The following is a 17,171-nucleotide window of genomic DNA, read 5'->3' on the forward strand; positions in this document are numbered from 1 at the left end:
GGTCAGTTCCGCCGTCAACACCGCTTGGTCCGCGTGAATCAGCTTCAGGAAGGGGTACTCGCTCTGAGTCAGACTGAGCTGCCCGTTGATGTCGTACTGAAACTTCTTCATGTCCATCCACTGCTGGCAATTGATGCCGGACACGCCGTTCGTATTCAGATCGAGCGGCCCGTTCGGCCCGAAGCAGCCCGACAGTGCAACGGCATCGTGCGGACGGTATGAAAGCTCGGTGCCGATCGCCCAATCGCCGAGCCCGAAGTTCGCGCTGACGCCGAACAGCTGCCGGTTCTCGAGATACGAAAACTGTCCGGTGCCGTTGGCGAGGCTCGAGAGAACCGGCGATTTGTCCGTATAGTTCTCGTAGTAGAAGCCCAAGTTGACGTCGACCGCTTTCGGCCTGTAGTTGAACTTGATGCCGAATTGCGGCTTGTATTTCTGCGGAAGGACGGTGTTGACCAAAATGCCGATCGAGTTGTACGGCGGGCCGGCATACTGACCATTGAGCAACCCCGTATTGATGCTCGACAGCGTGGCGGCATTGCCGCTGTTGGAGCCGGCGATGGTCCCCGCGTCGACGCCGTTCGCGTTCGCGTTGGTGGTGCTGCCTGTCCCCGCAACGGCACCGCGCCCAAAGCTGTTTCCAACGGACCAGTACGTGCCGACGGGCGGGTACCGATTCCCGTTCCATTGGAACTGATAGTAGGCTTCGGTGCTGAATCCATGCGTCAGACCCGCGGCAAAGCTCAGCATCGGTGCCGGCAGCAGCGCCTGCTTCAGTTGCGTCCCGGGGATGAGAAGCTTTTGAATGTCGACGGAGTTCGTCTGGTTGATCCCGCCGGAGGCGAAATAGCTTTCGCCCCAGTTGAGGACCTGATTGCCAAGACGCACATGGGCCTCGCGCCCGTTTAGCGAGAAGTCCTTTTCCGCCCATAGATCGAGCAACTGCACAGGGTATTTCACTTGCGCCAGCGCACTGCTCGAAAGCGGCGTTCTCGCGGTGTCGCCGACCAAGAAGTCGTACATCGCGGTGCCGCGTATCATGAATTTGTAGCCTTCGCTCGGCATCGTCAGCAGCAATTCGCTCGTTGCACTGAGGTAAGAACTGAAGGGCTGCCCCTTTTTATAATTGAGATCGCCGTCGTCGCTGGAGCCCCATTGATTGACGTTCGCCGCGGCGCCGCAGCCGTACGAGTTCGGGTCGCCCGTGAGCGAACAACTGGGGCTCTTCGTGCGTATGCCCGCGCCTGCCGTTAGGTTCGAGACCCACGAGCCATGCAAATCACCGAGTCCGGTCGTAAAATCGTAGCCATACGAATTGGCCGAAACCGCGCCCATGCCCAGCCCCATCAGCGCAGCGAATACCGATGCGCGAACCGCTTTTGTTTTCATGGAATGTCCTCTAGTCGTCGCGGCCCGGCGATCGTCGCCGATCGGCGGGCGGTCACCGCGTATCAGCGTTCGCTAATGGCGCTGAGATTCTCAGGCGTGTAGTAGTCCGGTCGGAACGTGGGTGCGCTGGAGGACTCGAAATATTGAACGTCCTGTCCATCGCCCACGATGTTTTGATCGGTCACGTAACGGCTGGTGGAGAAGTTGTATTGCGAGAAGGGTTCGACGTCGCAGGTTCCGCCCAGCTCCCAAATCGGAATGGGATAGCTTTCCTTCGTCTTCCAGAGCTTGCCTTGCGCGTCGTAGTCTTCGCCCGCGAGCGCCAGATACGTGTCTTCGTCGAGGTAGAGAACCTTCTTCTGAGAGATGTGCCGCATGTTCGGCTTGAGCGTCGCCTCCACTACGTAGACCCGATGCAACTCGTAGCGGCGCGCCGACGGGTCGATCTGATCGGGCTTGAAGACGTCGCCGATGCTCTTGTTGAAGTCGTACATCGCGAAATCGTTGTACGGGACGTAGATTTCCTTCTTCCCTGCGATCTTCCAATCGAAGCGATCGATGCTGCCGTTGAAGAGCCACGGCTCATCCACGGTGTACTGGCTTTCGAAGCCGATCTGGGGTGCATCGTAGTTGTACGACGGCATCCGGCGCACTCGCCGTTGCCCCGGAAAGTAGTAGAAGACGGGGCTGTCGTCGCTCGAAAAATTGTCCGTCTGCACGAGCGCCTGGCCAGCCAGCGCCGCCGGTGTTTCATAGCCGACGTAGATCGAATACAACCCTTCGTCCGCGCCTAGCGCGTTGGCGCCCTTCTTGCCCCACGGCGTGTACACCAATTGGTGACCCGTCACGCCGATCCATTCGGAACTGCCCGGCCGCGGAGAAACCATCGTATTGACCTTGGCCCACTTGATGCCTACGCCGCGATAGCGCGAAAGATAATTCCAAATCGCTTCCTGCCCCGTCTTCGCCGCCGGGAACGGAAGCCCCGGGAGCGTTGCGCTCACGAGATGGTTCCCGCTTGCGTCCAGCTTCGCGGTGCCGGCGTTCTTTTTGATGTTTTCCTGAATCCACTCGGGATAACCGCAGTCGCGATGCGTGGGATAGACATCCATCCGATAGTTCTTGATCTGCTTGAACATCGCGAGTTGGCCGGGCGTCAGATTCGCCGCGTACTTGTCGACGTTCGCCGCTGTGATGGAAAACAGCGGCTTCTCGGATTTGTACGGCGAATAGTCGCCCCTCACTTTGCCCGGCGACCAACCCGCCGGTGTGGGCTGCGCACCCGAATATGCCGGGATACGACCATCCGAGCTTCCTGCCTTTTCCGCACCGCTGATCGTCAGGATTCCTGACGATTGCGCCCAGGCCATCGTAATCGCAAGGGAACATGCGACCGCGAGGCCGGCCTTCAGTTGCAACTGCATGAGAGATCTCCCGTCACCATGAACGTGCCGGCGATCGGATGGAAGCGATCGCCACTTGTCTACAGGCATCGGGATCGAGTGCGGCGGGCGCAGCCCTGCCCTGATGCGTTACGCACATTATTCCCAGAATAAAAGATTCGTCAACACGTTTTGCGCTTCGTTAGCGCTACGTACTTTCTCTAATCCCCTATTTCGGAACTAACGAAAATACGGCGCGAGATGCTCAACGAGGACGGTCAATCGGCGGAGCACCGGCGATGAGAGAAGTTCCCGGCCGGCGGCGGTTCGGGTCGGGCGCGGGCAACGAATGCCGACACTGGGATCGGAAACACGAGCATGCCTCGGGTATCCCCTATTCGAATGCCCATGCACCGATTGCCAAAAGCGGACAAGCCGGGGCGCATCGCGGACATAAAGTAGATCCGAAGACGAGGCTGCGCCCTTGACCGATCGCCACCGCCCGTACGAGGCGTGCGCGCCGACCCGATACCCACCTTGAGGATCAAGAACGCAATGATGGAACTCGAAAATCTAATCGGCGGCCGGCTCTGCAAGCCGGTGTCCGCCCGCTTTTTCGACAAGCTCGCACCTGCCACAGGCAAACCCTTGGCGCGCGTGCCGGCATCGAGTCACGAGGACGTCGATCGAGCCGTGAAGGCGGCCCACGCCGCGCTGCGCGAAGGTGCCTGGGCGAACGCGGGCGGCGCAGCGCGCTCGCGCTGGCTACATCGCCTAGCCGATCTGATCGAGCGAGACAGCGACACGTTGCAGAGCCTGCTCGCACAAGAGCAAGGCCGGCCGCCGATCGAGATGCGGATGATGGACGTGCCGATGAGCGTCGACGTGCTCCGCTACTTCGCGGGGTGGGCGGACAAGCTAGAGGGCCGCACGATTCCCACCGACGGGTTCATGGGCCGCACCACGCTGAACTACACGAAGCGCATGCCCGTGGGCGTGGCCGCGCAGATCATCCCTTGGAACGCACCGCTCATGATTGCGGTATGGAAACTGGCACCCGCGCTGGCCGCCGGCTGCACCGTCGTCGTCAAACCCTCGGAGGATGCTCCGGTGGCGGTGGCACGACTTGGCGAGCTGGCCCGTGAAGCCGGCATTCCGGATGGCGTAGTCAACATCGTCCATGGCGTGGGTTCGGAAGTGGGCCCGGCACTAATCGCGCATCCTTTGGTCAGCAAGATCAGTTTCACCGGCAGCACCGACGTCGGGCGCTCGATCGCATGCGAAGCCGCGAAGACCTTCAAGCGCGTGACGCTCGAACTCGGCGGCAAGGCGGCACAGATCGTCTTCGCCGATGCCGATCTCGAGCAGGTCATCCCCGCGCTGGTGCTCGGTATGTTCGTCAATCAAGGGCAGACCTGCGCGGCAGGATCGCGAGTGCTCGTGCATCGCTCGTTCGCGCAAGCCGTGGAAACGCGGCTCGCCGATGCGGCCCGCGGCATGCGTGTCGGCCCGCCGTCGGACCCGTCGTCGCAAATGGGCGCGCTGATCAATCAACGTCATCTTGCGCGCGTGCGTGCGCACGTCGACGGCGCCATCGCCGAAGGCGCGATCCGCCTTGCGGGCAACGAAGCGGTGCCCGAGCACGGCTACTTCATGAGGCCGACGGTGCTCGGCGGGGTGCATCCGCGCATGCGGATCGCCAGCGAGGAGGTGTTCGGGCCCGTCGGCATGGTCATGCCGTTCGATAGCGAGGACGAGGCAATCCGCATCGCCAATGACACGCTGTATGGCTTGTCCGCCTCGTTGTGGACGCGAGACCTCGCTACCGCCCACCGCGTGGCCGATCGTCTCGACGTGGGCGCCGTGGCGATCAACTGCTGGAGCCCGCTCGATGCGCGCCTGCCTTGGGGCGGCATCAAGCACAGCGGCATCGGACGCGATCTGTCTCGAGCCGCGCTCGAGTCCTATCTCGAGGAAAAAGTGATCACCGCGGCACTGTAACGGGCATTGTTCATCTGCAGCGCCTTCCAAGAACTTCGTGAGCGATACACCATGAACTATCAACAGCGTCAAAAACGTTTCTGGCACCCGATGAGCTCGGCCGCCGCCGGCCACTCCACCCCGACCGTCATCATTGCGCAAGGGGACGGAAATTACGTCGTCGACGTCGAAGGCCACCGCATGCTCGACGGTGTCGGCGGATTGTGGAACGTCAACGTCGGCCACAACAGGCCGGAAGTGAAAGCCGCCATCGCGCGCCAGATGGATGAACTTTCTTATTACCAGACATTCGACGGCGTAGCGCATCCGCTCGTCTACGATCTCGCCGATCGGCTCTGCGCGATGTTCGAGCAAGAAGACATGCAGCGCGTGATGTTCGGCAGCGGCGGTTCCGACGCTTGCGAAACCGCGCTGAAGATGGCGCGTCAATATTGGGTCGCCGCGGGCGAGCCCTCGCGGACGAAGTTCCTTTCGCTACGCAACGGTTATCACGGCGTGCATATGGGCGGGACGTCGGTCGGCGGCAACGGCGTCTATCACTATAACCACGGCCCGCTCTTGCCCGGTTGCGTGCTGCTCGATACGCCTTGGCTCTACCGCAACCCTTGGGGCTGCGAGGATGCCCAGGAACTCGTCACGCATTGCATCCGACAGTTGGAGGACACGATCGCATTCCATGGCCCGCAAACCATCGCGGCGTTCATCGCGGAGCCGGTGCAGGGCGCGGGCGGACTCATCGTACCGCCGGCCACCTATTGGCGCCGCGTCCGGGAAGTATGCGACCGAAACGGCATCTTGCTGATCGCCGACGAAGTGGTCACCGGTTTCGGCCGCACCGGCTGCATGCTCGGTAGCCGCGGTTGGGGGGTGGCACCCGACATCCTTTGCTTGGCCAAAGGGATCTCCGCGGGCTATGTGCCGCTCGGCGCGACGATGTACAACCGGCGCATCGCGCAAGCCATCGAGCATGGCAGCGGCTTCTCGCACATGGTGATGCACGGCTATACCTACAGCGGCCACCCCCTCGCCTGTGCGGCGTCGCTCGCCGTGCTCGACATCGTCGAAGCGGAGGATTTGCCCGGCAATGCGGGACGTGTCGGCCGGCACCTGCTCGAGCAGTTGCTTCCGCTGAAGCAGCAATTCGAGACGGTGGGCGACGTGCGCGGAAAAGGCCTGATGTTGGCACTCGACCTGGTGACGGACAAAGCGAGCCGAACGCCGCTCGACCCCATGGAAGGGTTCGCGGCGCGGGTGGCCGATGCAGCCCGTAGGCGCGGCGTCCTCGTGCGAGCCATCGCCAACAAAGTGGTGATGTCCCCGCCGCTAACGCTGAAGTTGGAGGAGGCCGACACGATGGCGCGGGCGTTGCGCGACGCGCTGCAGGAATGCTGTTGACAGGTGTTTTTGCGCTAGGTACACACGAACGGCCGGGCGAGCGTTCGTGTGCTGCCTGCAGCACACTTTCGTACTCGCACACTCGCCCGTCCGCACGCGGATTCTTCGCCCGGTTCTCGTCTTCTCAGCGCCGCCTATCGTCAGGCAGGGCTGAGAGGCGAGGACCATGGGTTTCGAGAGTTCGTCTAGATCGTTGAGAATGAGGCACCAAGATGGAAATCCAAATCGCGCATGATGCGGGAGAGAAGTACCCGCTCGTCGTTCGACTTCTCCACTGGGCAAGAGCCATGCTGATCTTCGGGCAGCTTTGGATGGGTTGGACCATGGTGCGACTCAGCGATGACCTTCCCGCCAAATTCGACTGGTACTACCCGACCCACAAGCAGTTCGGGATTCTGACTCTCCTGCTCGTTCTCGTTCAACTCGCGATCCGCTCCCGTAAGACGCTGCCGCCCGCGCCGGCGGGGCTCGCGAACTGGGAGAAGAAATGCGCCAAGGCGACCCACTACCTGCTCTACGCCTTGGCCATCGTAGTGCCGTTGATGGGCTACTCGATGTCGAGCACCTTCACTCAAAGCGACGGCGTGCCGTTTTTCTTCATGCACCTGCCGGAAGTGTTGCCCAAGAACGATAACTGGTTCAAGGTGTTCCAGTGGCTGCATAGAACGTTGGCCTATACGTTGCTGGCGCTCGTCGTCTTTCATATCCTCGGAGCGTTGAAGCATCGCTTCTTGGACAGGGATCGCGACAACGACGTGTTGCGGCGGATCTTATAGCCAAGATCGGCACCTGCGATGCGATGGCGAACGGTGCCGTGAGTCGAACGGCGGAAGAACGCGTCTTCCCGAACCCGAACCCGTGCTCGCCCGATCAGCCGACGTTGAGCTTGCCGCTGAGCCGCGCGTGAAAGGCGCGGCTGCGCTCGTCGAGCCCTGCAAAGCGCACAACGGTGCCGCGTTGATGATACTTCAGCTCGATCGAATCGAGCGCGGCGACCGTCGACGCGTCCCATATCTGCGACTTCGAAAAATCGATGACTACCGCGCCGGGATCGGCCGCGTACTCGAAGCGATCGACGAGATCGTTGCTGCTGCCGAAGAACAGCGGACCATGCACTTCGTAGTGCACGCTCTGCCCGTCGGCGGACAGGCTACGCGTGGTGCGGATCACGTGCGCCACGCGGCGCGCGAACAGCATCGTCGCAAGCAGCACGCCGCCCGCCACGCCGAGCGCGAGATTGCCCGTATAGACAGTCAACGCGACGGATACGAGCATCACCGACGTTTCCATCAGCGGCATGCGCACGAGGGTAGCCGGCCGCAGACTGTGCCAGTCCACCGTCTTGACCGCCACGACCATCATCACCGCGGCGAGCGCAACCATGGGAATGTGCGCCATGACGGGACTCAGTCCTGTGATCAGCGCGAGCAGCGTAAGCGCTGCGGCGAGCGTCGAGACCCGCGTGCGCGCGCCACCGATGCCCACGTTCACCACCGTCTGGCCGATCATCGCACAGCCCGCGATTCCGCCGAACGTGCCCCCGCACAGATTGGCAAGCCCGAGCGCCCAGGATTCGCGCGTCTTGTTCGAACGCGTCTGCGTCATTTCATCAACCAGCTTCGCGGTCAAAAGCGTCTCGAGCAGGCCGACGAACGCTATGCTGACCGCCGTCTGCCATATGATTTTCAGCGTGCCGAGGTCGAACGGAACGGTCCACGCGGTGATACCCGGCAGCTCGGTGCGCACCGCCTGCCCCGCGCCGACGGTCGGCACGCTCCAGTGCAGCGCGAGCGCGAGGCCCGTCGTGACGGCGATCGCGATCAGCGGAGAAGGGATGGCCCGCGTCAGGCGCGGCGCGCCCAGCACGATTGCAAGCGTGACCGCGAACAATGCATAGACGGCGGGCGACTGGTCCACCACATGCGGTAGCTGCGCGCGAAAGATCAGGATACCGAGCGCATTGACGAAGCCGAGCATCACCGAGCGCGGAATGAAACGCACGATGCGCGCGAGGCCGAGCAAGCCGAACGCCACCTGAATCAGCCCGCCGAGCAGCACGGCGGGCAGGATGTAGCCGGCGCCGTGGGCATGGACCATCGGTCCGACCACGAGCGCCACGGAGCCGGCCGCCGCGGTCACCATCGCGGAACGCCCGCCGAACAGCGACATCACGACGAGCAGCACGACCGACGCGAACAACGCGGAACGCGGCTCGACACCCGAGATGAACGAGAACGAAATGACCTCGGGAATCAGCGCGAGGCTCGTGACGACGCCTGCAAGCACTTCGCGCAGCCATTCGGCGCGCGATGCAGGCAGTGCGATGCGCTGCCTGGCGCGCGGTATATCGATCGTGTTCGCGGAAATTTTCATGACCTTATCCAATTTTTTTCCTTCGTCAAATGCCGCGCGGGCGCACGCATCACGCACGTACGACGCATCGGAAGCCAATGTGGCTCGTCGACGTGTCCAGCGTCTGGCCTTGGCGCGCGGCCGGCCGGTAGCGCAGGCAATAGCTCGGCGCGCACAGGTGCGAGCCGCCTTTCACCGCGTGGCGCACGTTCGGATCGTCGAGTCGCGACGACGGAATGCAGCACGACTTCGCCTCGCCGACGCCCGGCGCTTCGCTGTAGCGCGTGGCGGTCCACTCCCACACGTTGCCCGCAACGTCATACAAACCGTAGCCGTTTGCCGGATAGGCCTTGACCGGCGACGTGCGTTCATAACCGTCGAGCGCCGTGTTCTGCCATGGAAACTCGCCCTGCCACGTATTCGCCATCTGCTGGCCACCGGGCGCGAACTCGTCGCCCCACGGATAGGCCGCACCGTCGAGCCCGCCGCGCGCCGCGTACTCCCATTCGATCTCGGTCGGCAGCGCCTTGCCGGCCCACGCCGCGTATGCGCTCGCATCCGCGAACGACACGTGCACGACCGGATGATCGGCGAGTCCTTCCAGATCGCTTTCCGGTCCTTGTGGGTGCCGCCAGTTCGCACCCGGCACATAGGCCCACCATTGCCTGTAGTCGCGCCGTTCGACGCGTTCCGCCGGCTGCACGAACACCAGCGACGCCGGACACAGCAGCGCGGGATCGGCGTCAGGGTAGAGCGCGGGATCGGGCTGCCGCTCGGCTGTCGTCAGATAGCCGGTCGCGTCGATGAACGCCGCGAACTGCGCGTTGGTCACCGGATGTACGTCGATCCAGAAAGCCGGCGCCGTTGCGCGCCGGGCCGGACGCTCCTCCCGATAGAAGCGATCGGAGCCCATCGTAAAATCGCCGCCCGAGATTCTAACCATACGGTCGGTACAGGCAGCCGAAATCGATGGGGACTGCGCCGCCGCTTGTGCGGAAGAACAGCAGCATGCACGCTTCACGGGTCGTGCGTCCGTCACCGGCGCGCTCATCACGTTATGCGTTCAAGACCGACTTCGGCACGAAGTCGAGCGCCGATCCCGGCGGAATCAGTTCCTCCTGCTTCACGCTATCCTCGAACTCCCGCACGACGCGATGCGCATGCTGCATCACCCACCACCGCACGTAGCGTTGGTTCACCGCCTCGCGCTCCTTCGGGTCCTCCTGCAGATGCGTGATCCGCGCGAAACCGAGCGGCAATTCGGGGTCGTGGAAATGCTGCTGACGCTTGAAGTTGATCTTGAAGTCCTTCCACTTCACCGCATGCAGTTCGTCCTTCAGCCAAACCATGCATGATTCGCGGTTCGACGTCGGCTGTTCCCCGAGGAAGAACTTCGTCTGGTCCTTGCCGTCGATCAAGCGATCCTTCGGCGGCTCGGCACCCGCGAAATTGAGCAGCGTCGTGAACATATCGGTGACGTGCACCATCTCGTTGCTTTCGATGCCGGCAGGAATACGGCCCGGCCAGCGCGCAAGCAGCGGGGTGCGAATCCCGCCCTCGGCCGAGCTGAAGTACGAGCCATCGAAAAAGCCGCCGGTGCCGCGTCCCGCGAGGTGGTCCTCGGCGCCGTTGTCGCCGCAGAGGATCACGATGGTTTCGTCGGCCACGCCTAGGCGATCCAGCTCGTCGAGCAGCACGCCGAAATCGTGATCGAGCATCAGCAGGCAGTCGCCCCACTCGCCGTTCGTGCTCTTGCCGACGAATTCGTCGCGCGGCGACATCGGGAAGTGCATCAGCGAGTGATTGAAGTACAGGAAGAACGGCTCGTCGTTCTTCACGCAGCGCTGCATGAAGTCGATGCCGCGCTTCTGGTATTCGAGGTCGCAGGTCTTCTTCGTTTCCATCGTGAGCTGCTCGTCGAGCAGCGGTTTCGTTCCCTTGCCCTTGAAACCTTCGTGCATATAGGAATAGCCGTCGCGCTCGGGCACGTAATGCGGGTCTTCGAGCCACATGCATTCGTCGTAGGTTCGCAGCGGACCGTACCATTCGTCGAAACCGTGATCGGTCGGGAAGCGTCCGTCCTCCGCGCCGATGTGCCACTTGCCGAGGCACGATGAGCGGTAGCCGCCTTTTTCGAGCAGTTCAGCGATCGTCGTCTCCCAGGTCACGAGACCGCCGCTGTTGCCGCCGAGTGCGATCGTGTGATTGCCGGAACGGATCGGGTACCGGCCCGTCATCAGCGCCGAGCGCGTCGGCGTGCACTGCGGCTCGACCACATAGTGCGTGAGCTTCATGCCTTCCTTGCAGAATGCGTCGATGCGCTTCGTATCCGCGCCGCGCAGCTTGCCGCCGCCGTAGCAGCCAAGTTCGCCCATGCCCAGGTTGTCGACATGGAAGAACAGGATGTTCGGTTTCTTGCTCATTGCAAAACTCCATCGAATCGGGAGCGTTATCCCCCGCTCCCGGTTAGGGATATTGATCGATGAATGGGCGCGCCATTCATGCCGTGGCCGTTACCGTGGCCATTACCGAGTCAAAGCATTTCTTCGACGCCGTTCGGGCCCATTTCCATGCTGAACCCGTCGACGCCTCCGGACGCGAGTTCCGGCCCCATCGCGGCGAGCGACTCCTCGCGAATCAGGCTCTTCAGACGGTGGACCAGCTCGACGAACTCGGGCGCGTCGAACATGGCCGGCGTGCGCGGGCGCGGCAACGGCACCCGGATCTCCGCCTTGATACGACCGGGCCGCGCCGTCATCACGTAGATGCGGTCGGAAAGAAACACCGCTTCCTCGATGTCGTGCGTGATGAACAGCACGGACAACCGAAACCGCTGCCACATGTTCGTCAGGATTTCCTGCATGACCGTGCGCGTTTGCGTGTCGAGCGCGCCGAACGGCTCGTCCATCAGCAACACTTGCGGATTGGCCGCGAGCGCTCGTACGATGCCGATGCGCTGCTTCATGCCGCCCGACAGTTGATCCGGGTAGTGGTTCTCGAATGCGAGCAACCCCGCGAGCCCGAGCAGCGTGCGCGCGGTGCTTTCCCGCTTCGCGCGCGACACACCCGCCATCTTCTGGCCGAACTCGACGTTCTCGCGCACGCGCAGCCAGGGGAACAGCGAATACTGCTGAAACACGACGCCGCGTTCGGCGCCGGGCTTCTTGATCGGTGCACCGTCCAGCGTGGCCGTGCCGCTCGTCGGCTTCGTGAAGCCCGCCACGATGCTGAGCAGCGAGGACTTACCGCACCCCGACGGCCCGATCAGCGAGACGAATTCGTGCGGCGCGACGGTGATCGACACGTCTTTCACCGCTTCCGTCCGTGCGTCGCCTGCCCCGAAGACGATGCCGATGTTGCGGCAATCGACGCGACCTTTACTCGTATTGTTCATTTGCGCGCTCCGTTGACGTAGGCGAGCCACGGCATCGACCATTGACCGACCAGACGAATCGCGCCGCCGCACAGCAGGCCGAGCGCACCGATCGTGATCATGCCGAGCACGATGGCCGGATAATTCACGAGCGAATACGCTTCCCACGTGTAGTAGCCGACGCCGTACTGTCCGGAGATCATCTCGGCCGCTATCAGCGACACCCACGCGACGCCCATGCCCACGGCGAGCCCCGTGAAGATGTTCGGCAGCACGCCCGGAAGGATCACGTGTCGGAACAGCTGCGCCTCGCTCGCGCCGAGACAGCGGCCCGCGCGAAGCAGCACCCCGTCGAGCGATTCGACGCCATCGACGGTATTGAGCAGGATCGGATAGAACGCGCCGATGAACGTGATGAACACGATCGACGATTCGGTCGTCGGCCACAGCATGATCGATAGCGGCACCCACGCGATCGCGGGGATCGGCCGCAGCACCTCGATCGCCGGCATCAGGAGTTGGCTCGCGACGCGGTAGCGCCCGATCACGAGGCCGAGCCCGACACCCAACACCAGTGCGACGAAAAAGCCCGCAAAAATGCGCCGCAGACTATTGCCGACGTTCGCCGCGAACGTATGCGAACCGACCATATGCACCGCTTCGCGAAACACGTCGAGCGGCGTCGGCACGTTCTGAAAGCGGATATACCATTGCACCCGATAGTGCGTGCCGAGATACCAGATGAGGAACAGTACGCCGATCGATACGCCGGCAAGCGCGAGCCTAGTGCCGAGCGCCCGGGCACTGTCGGCCACGGGTGCCCTCAGCCGGCGGCGCGTTTTCGGTGCCTGTTCCTGCGGCGCGGACGATGCCGGAGCGCCGCGATCGATGTCGAGATCGAAAGCCCCTTCCATGTCAGTGTCCTCCGCCCGCGACGACGCTCAGCGCCTGCGTATAGCTCACCACTGTCGCGCGCGACTGTTTCGCGCTCGCTTGCGCATCGCGCTTGAGCAGGAACGGCTCGATGTCCGGCTTCGTTTTGTCGGCGCCCGCGAGCGTGTAGAACGCGTCGTCCGCGAATACCTTCACGCCGAGCTTGTTGTCCATCAGATAAACCGCGTCGAGCTTCTTGCCCTGCGCGCGATATCGATTGACGCCGGCGAGCGTGCAGCCCGGCGAACTGAACGAAACGATGCCGCCGCCGTCCACCCAGATCTGACCGGCCTGCGACGGATTGGCGATCGGCGCGTTGCACAGCATGTCGTTGCCTTCGACCTGATAGTTCGAAAAGCTCGCGAGCTGCGTGTCGTAGCTGCGGCCCATCTCTTTGAACGCTTCGCGCACGAACGAATCGTCGACCCATTTGTCGATGTCGAGATCCTTCACCATATCGAGCTTTTTGAGCACCGCGTAATCCGTTTTCAACGCGGCGATCCAGCGAGGCTTGATGGTCGGGTCGAGCGTATCGATGCCGCCCGGCCCCAGAAAGATATAGGCGACCTCCTTGTCCACCCTCGTCCACGCCTGAATTTTCTCGGCAGCCTCCTGGGGATTCCGGCGCACCCAATCGTTCGCATCCATGAGTGCTTTGATGTAAGCGGTCACGATCTCCGGATACTTCTGCCCGAAGTCTTTGCGCACCACGACGCCGTGAAGCGTCGGTTGCCCTGTTTCCACACCGTCGAACACCTTGCGCGCGTATCCGCGAAAAGGCAGCAGCTCAGCGAACGGCACGAAATCCGCGTGGGCGTCGATGCGGTTTTCTTGAATGCTGGTGCTGCCGACTTCGGGAGACTGGTTGGTCAGCTCGAAATAGTCTTCCGGCAGTCCGCGGCTTTGCAGCGCGGCGAGCAGCATGCCGTGCGCCGCGGAGCCGAACGGCACCGATACGCGCTTTCCCTTCAGATCGGCGAGGTCGTAATAAGGCGAATTCTTCGGCACCACTACGCCGTTGCCGCCGCCGAGCGCGTTGTAGGCGATCACCGCGACGAGTTCGGTGTCGTTGCCGGTCGCGTGACCCGTCGCGCCGTTCACGAGCAGCGGGTAATCGCCCATCATGCCGATTTGCAGCTTTCCCGCGATCATGCCGTTGGTGATCGGCGGCCCGGACGTCGCATTCTGCCAAGTCACGTTGTACGTGACGTTTTGGTACTTTCCCGTATGCGGCAGATATTTGTTCAGCAAGCCGAGCTGCCTGATGACGACGCCGCCCGTCACCGTATTCGTCGTCGTGTCCTGCGTGCCGATGCCGATGTCGATCGTCTCGGCGCGTGCGGCGCCGGCAGCGGCACCTGCCAGCACAAAGCCCATCGCTAGGAGTGAAGCACCGCGTAATGCATGGCCCGCCAAATCCCTGATTCGCATGATGTAACCCTGAAGATTGAATGACACGGGATCGCGCGCTGCCTCACCCATATCGGACGGTAAAAACCTGAACGCCGAAGCAGCGCTCGCGTGTGATCCAGCCGGAGTTCTCAACGTGCGCCGCTTGCGTGTCTTTCGACGCGGACCCTGAACTGGAAGGCGTCTCCTCGGTAATACAATTCCTCGTACTCGAGCGGTTCGCCGGCGCTCGTATGAATCACGCGCTCGATGAACAGGATGGGCGCGCCCTCCTCCACCCCGAGCACCTTGCACAACTCCTCGGTAGCGAGCAGCGAGCACATTCGCAGATCGGCATGGCCGAGCATGATTTGGCAGTCGTTCTCGAGCACGGAAAACACGTCGCGGTTCGCCAGATCTGCCTTCGCGACGCGCCCGCCGATTTCGGACGGAAGGTACGAAACGTCGAGCGAAATCGGCGCACGGTTCAGGAAGCGCAGGCGCCGCAGCTCGACGACACGCTCGCCGCAGGCCATGCGCTCACGTACGTGTTTCGGCGGCGCGACGCTGCGCAGCGATAGCACCTTCGAATGCGTGTCGTAGCCCATCTGCCGCATCGAAGTTCCGAAGCCTTGCAGGCTTCCGAGATCCTGAAACGCCCGCGGCCGTGACACATAGGTTCCCTTCCCGTGAATGCGAAACACCAGTCCCTCGTTCTGCAGCGTGCCGAGCGCCTGGCGGGCGGTGATGCGGCTTACGTCGAACGCCCGCATCAACTCGCTCTCGGACGGCATTTGCTGATTCGGGCGGTATGCGCCCTGCAAAATGCGGTCGCGCAAGATGTCCGCGATCTGCATGTACAGTGGCCGAGGACCATCGAGATTCCGCGGTGCGGCGTCGGCGGCATCCGCGCTCGTCGCGGGCGAAGTGAAGTCGGCTATGTGCATTTCGGTAGATATAACTCGTCATTACAAGTTGGCTTATAAAAGGCAAGACCTGTGCCAACGTTTTCCCCGCTGAAACCGCCGGTTTTTCGGCGTTTTTCCGTTGCCGCGTGCCCCAAGAGCGAACTTGGCTGCGGCGCGCGGTGCACGTCCGTTTGCCGCTGGTGCACGCTTCGCATGCGTCATGCGAGCGAATAGATCCACGCCAGCGTCTGAAACCGGACGAGCAGCGAGAGGCCAATGGCGGTGGTCATGAACGGCGCGACGCACGCCGCCGCCGCCCGCAGCCGGCCTGCCGACAGGCACGAGCGAGCGGTGGCGAACGCACCGGCGCACAAGGCAACCGTCAGCACCGCAAAGACAGCCGCGACCCACCCGGCGTCGTTCAGCGTGTGCCCGGCTAGCACGCTCGAATAGACGAGTACGTTGTCGATTGCGCCGGACGTCGCGACGATGCTCACCGCCGCGACCCTTCCTACGCATCCGTTAGCAGAGAAGCGTCGGTCCGTTGCATCCGGCGTCGGGGCGCCGCCGCCCCGGCGCAGCACGGCAATCCGCTTCAATCCCACGACCAACGGCACGATGCCGACAAGGCCGATGAACGGTGCACCGTGGCGCCATCCCACCTGCATGACGATGACGGCCAGCGCAACTTGGACCGCAACGCTGACGAATTGTCCGACGAGGACCTCGACCGCGCGATAACGCGCGTTGCCGAAGAAACCGAGCAAAAGCGCGTAGCCATCGACATTGGTCGACACATACGCGGCGGTCGCCGCCATCAAAAACGTAGACAGCCTGTCCAAGGAGCACTCCTATTTTGGTTTTTCGATCCCGCAATGCGAGCGAGCGCGGCTTTCGCATAATGTGCGTTACTCGATATGACATGACATGATGTGACCAAGCATGCAAATCCGATGCCATGCTGGACGTCCGCGCGCACCCGCTACTCGGTTTTTCGGCCGACACCGTGCGGCGCGCCGTGCCGCGGCGTGGGCTCGACGGTATAATCGTTTGACTTAAAAGCCATGCGACGGGGAAGCTCATGCCCGCCGGCCTGCCGACCGACCCGCCGACCATGCAAAATAGCCGCCCCCCATTCGAGTTCGACTCGCCGGTTCCGCTCTATCAGCAGATCAAGGAAAAGCTGCGCGGCGGCATTCTCGACGGTACGTATCCGCCTCACAGCCGCATGCCCTCCGAGAGCGAACTGCAGCAGATGTTCGAGGTGAGCCGCATCACCATTCGCCAGGCGCTCGGCGATCTACAGAAGGAAGGGCTGATCTTCAAGGTGCACGGCAAGGGCTCGTTCGTGTCGCAGCCGAAGGCCGCGCAGAACATCACGTCGCTTCAGGGTTTTGCAGAAGCGATGTCGGGCGAAGGGCACGAAATCTTCAACCGCGTCGTGTCCTTCGCGTTCGTAGGCGCGAGCGCTGAAGTCGCCGCGAAGCTCAAGATCGACGAAGGAACGACAGTGGCCGAAATACACCGGATTCGGCTGTTGAACCGGAAGGCGACATCGTACGAGGTCACCTTCGTGCCCGAGTCGCTCGGCAAGAAGCTTCAGCGAGCCGATCTCATCACGAGAGACATTTTCCTGGTTCTCGAGAACGACTGCGGCGTGACGCTGGGCGGTGCGGACGTCGCGATCGACGCGACGGCTGCGGACGCTGCCATCGCGCTCGCGCTCCAGACGAAGAAAGGCGCGCCGCTGCTGCGTGTCGAGCGCCTCACCTACGACGCCGGCAAGCAGCCGATCGACTTCGAGTATCTGTACTTCAAGGGCGGGACGTTCCAATATCGGCTGAAGGTGGACCGCAAGCGATCGCCCGGCCCGCAGGGCTCACGCCGGTTGAAGACGGAGAAGGCCTGAGCGTTCAGCGCGAACTATCCGTGATCACGCTGGCTGAGCTCCGCGAAGCTCCGATTGGAACGCGCCGTCATGTCGGACAGCTCGATGCCGAGAAAATCAATGAATGCGCGTACAGCGGGCACGAGCCCTCGCCGCGATGG

Annotated in this window: 14 protein-coding genes; 4 read left to right on the plus strand and 10 right to left on the minus strand. The window is 62.7% G+C overall.

Features of this window, described 5'->3' with window-relative positions; all coding sequences use genetic code 11:
- Both ACTHNZ_RS20130 and ACTHNZ_RS20135 read right to left on the minus strand, forming a co-directional pair.
- The coding region (locus ACTHNZ_RS20130; protein ID WP_440544337.1) for a DUF1302 family protein at window positions 1-1,389 on the minus strand (1,389 nt) is incomplete at its 3' end.
- A 62-nt stretch (window positions 1,390-1,451) separates the two neighbouring features.
- Window positions 1,452-2,813 (minus strand): DUF1329 domain-containing protein, encoded by a 1,362-nt coding sequence (locus ACTHNZ_RS20135; RefSeq protein WP_440544338.1) that lies wholly within the window; start codon window positions 2,811-2,813, stop codon window positions 1,452-1,454.
- Between the two features lie 513 nt (window positions 2,814-3,326).
- Between ACTHNZ_RS20135 and ACTHNZ_RS20140 the strand changes: the two genes are divergently transcribed.
- From ACTHNZ_RS20140 to ACTHNZ_RS20150, 3 genes are all read left to right on the plus strand, one after another.
- Entirely contained in the window at window positions 3,327-4,772 is a 1,446-nt protein-coding gene (locus ACTHNZ_RS20140) for an aldehyde dehydrogenase family protein (RefSeq protein WP_440544339.1), read from the plus strand.
- A gap of 51 nt (window positions 4,773-4,823) precedes the next feature.
- Entirely contained in the window at window positions 4,824-6,167 is a 1,344-nt protein-coding gene (locus ACTHNZ_RS20145; protein WP_440544340.1) for an aspartate aminotransferase family protein, read from the plus strand.
- Window positions 6,168-6,379: 212 nt separating this feature from the next.
- Complete coding sequence (locus ACTHNZ_RS20150; RefSeq protein WP_440544341.1) at window positions 6,380-6,943, plus strand: cytochrome b; 564 nt, start codon at window positions 6,380-6,382, stop codon at window positions 6,941-6,943.
- A 94-nt stretch (window positions 6,944-7,037) separates the two neighbouring features.
- On the opposite strand, the gene ACTHNZ_RS20155 is transcribed toward ACTHNZ_RS20150, so the two are convergent.
- The 8 genes from ACTHNZ_RS20155 to ACTHNZ_RS20190 form a co-directional block, all read right to left on the minus strand.
- A complete protein-coding gene (locus ACTHNZ_RS20155) occupies window positions 7,038-8,540 on the minus strand; it encodes a SulP family inorganic anion transporter (RefSeq protein ID WP_440544342.1) in 1,503 nt (500 codons plus the stop codon).
- Between the two features lie 49 nt (window positions 8,541-8,589).
- Window positions 8,590-9,540: a formylglycine-generating enzyme family protein gene (locus ACTHNZ_RS20160; protein WP_440544350.1), complete on the minus strand. Its 951-nt coding sequence runs from the start codon at window positions 9,538-9,540 to the stop codon at window positions 8,590-8,592.
- A gap of 34 nt (window positions 9,541-9,574) precedes the next feature.
- Entirely contained in the window at window positions 9,575-10,942 is a 1,368-nt protein-coding gene (locus tag ACTHNZ_RS20165; RefSeq protein WP_440544343.1) for an arylsulfatase, read from the minus strand.
- A 110-nt stretch (window positions 10,943-11,052) separates the two neighbouring features.
- On the minus strand, window positions 11,053-11,913 hold the full coding sequence (locus ACTHNZ_RS20170; protein ID WP_440544344.1) for an ABC transporter ATP-binding protein: 861 nt from the start codon (window positions 11,911-11,913) through the stop codon (window positions 11,053-11,055).
- Window positions 11,910-12,806, minus strand: coding sequence for an ABC transporter permease (locus tag ACTHNZ_RS20175; RefSeq protein WP_440544345.1), 897 nt, complete (start codon window positions 12,804-12,806; stop codon window positions 11,910-11,912). Before ACTHNZ_RS20175 ends, ACTHNZ_RS20170 begins: the two co-directional genes overlap by 4 nt.
- 1 nt (window position 12,807) lies before the next feature.
- Window positions 12,808-14,256: an ABC transporter substrate-binding protein gene (locus ACTHNZ_RS20180; RefSeq protein WP_440544346.1), complete on the minus strand. Its 1,449-nt coding sequence runs from the start codon at window positions 14,254-14,256 to the stop codon at window positions 12,808-12,810.
- Window positions 14,257-14,366: 110 nt separating this feature from the next.
- Entirely contained in the window at window positions 14,367-15,071 is a 705-nt protein-coding gene (locus ACTHNZ_RS20185) for a GntR family transcriptional regulator (protein WP_440544347.1), read from the minus strand.
- A 269-nt stretch (window positions 15,072-15,340) separates the two neighbouring features.
- Complete coding sequence (locus tag ACTHNZ_RS20190) at window positions 15,341-15,964, minus strand: cadmium resistance transporter (protein ID WP_440544348.1); 624 nt, start codon at window positions 15,962-15,964, stop codon at window positions 15,341-15,343.
- Between the two features lie 272 nt (window positions 15,965-16,236).
- Here ACTHNZ_RS20190 and ACTHNZ_RS20195 point away from each other — a divergent pair, with 272 nt between their 5' ends.
- Window positions 16,237-17,031, plus strand: coding sequence for a GntR family transcriptional regulator (locus ACTHNZ_RS20195; protein ID WP_440544349.1), 795 nt, complete (start codon window positions 16,237-16,239; stop codon window positions 17,029-17,031).
- Window positions 17,032-17,171 lie beyond the last annotated feature (140 nt).

Source organism: Trinickia sp. (assembly GCF_051953955.1).
In the GTDB taxonomy this organism is placed as follows: Bacteria; Pseudomonadota; Gammaproteobacteria; order Burkholderiales; family Burkholderiaceae; genus Trinickia.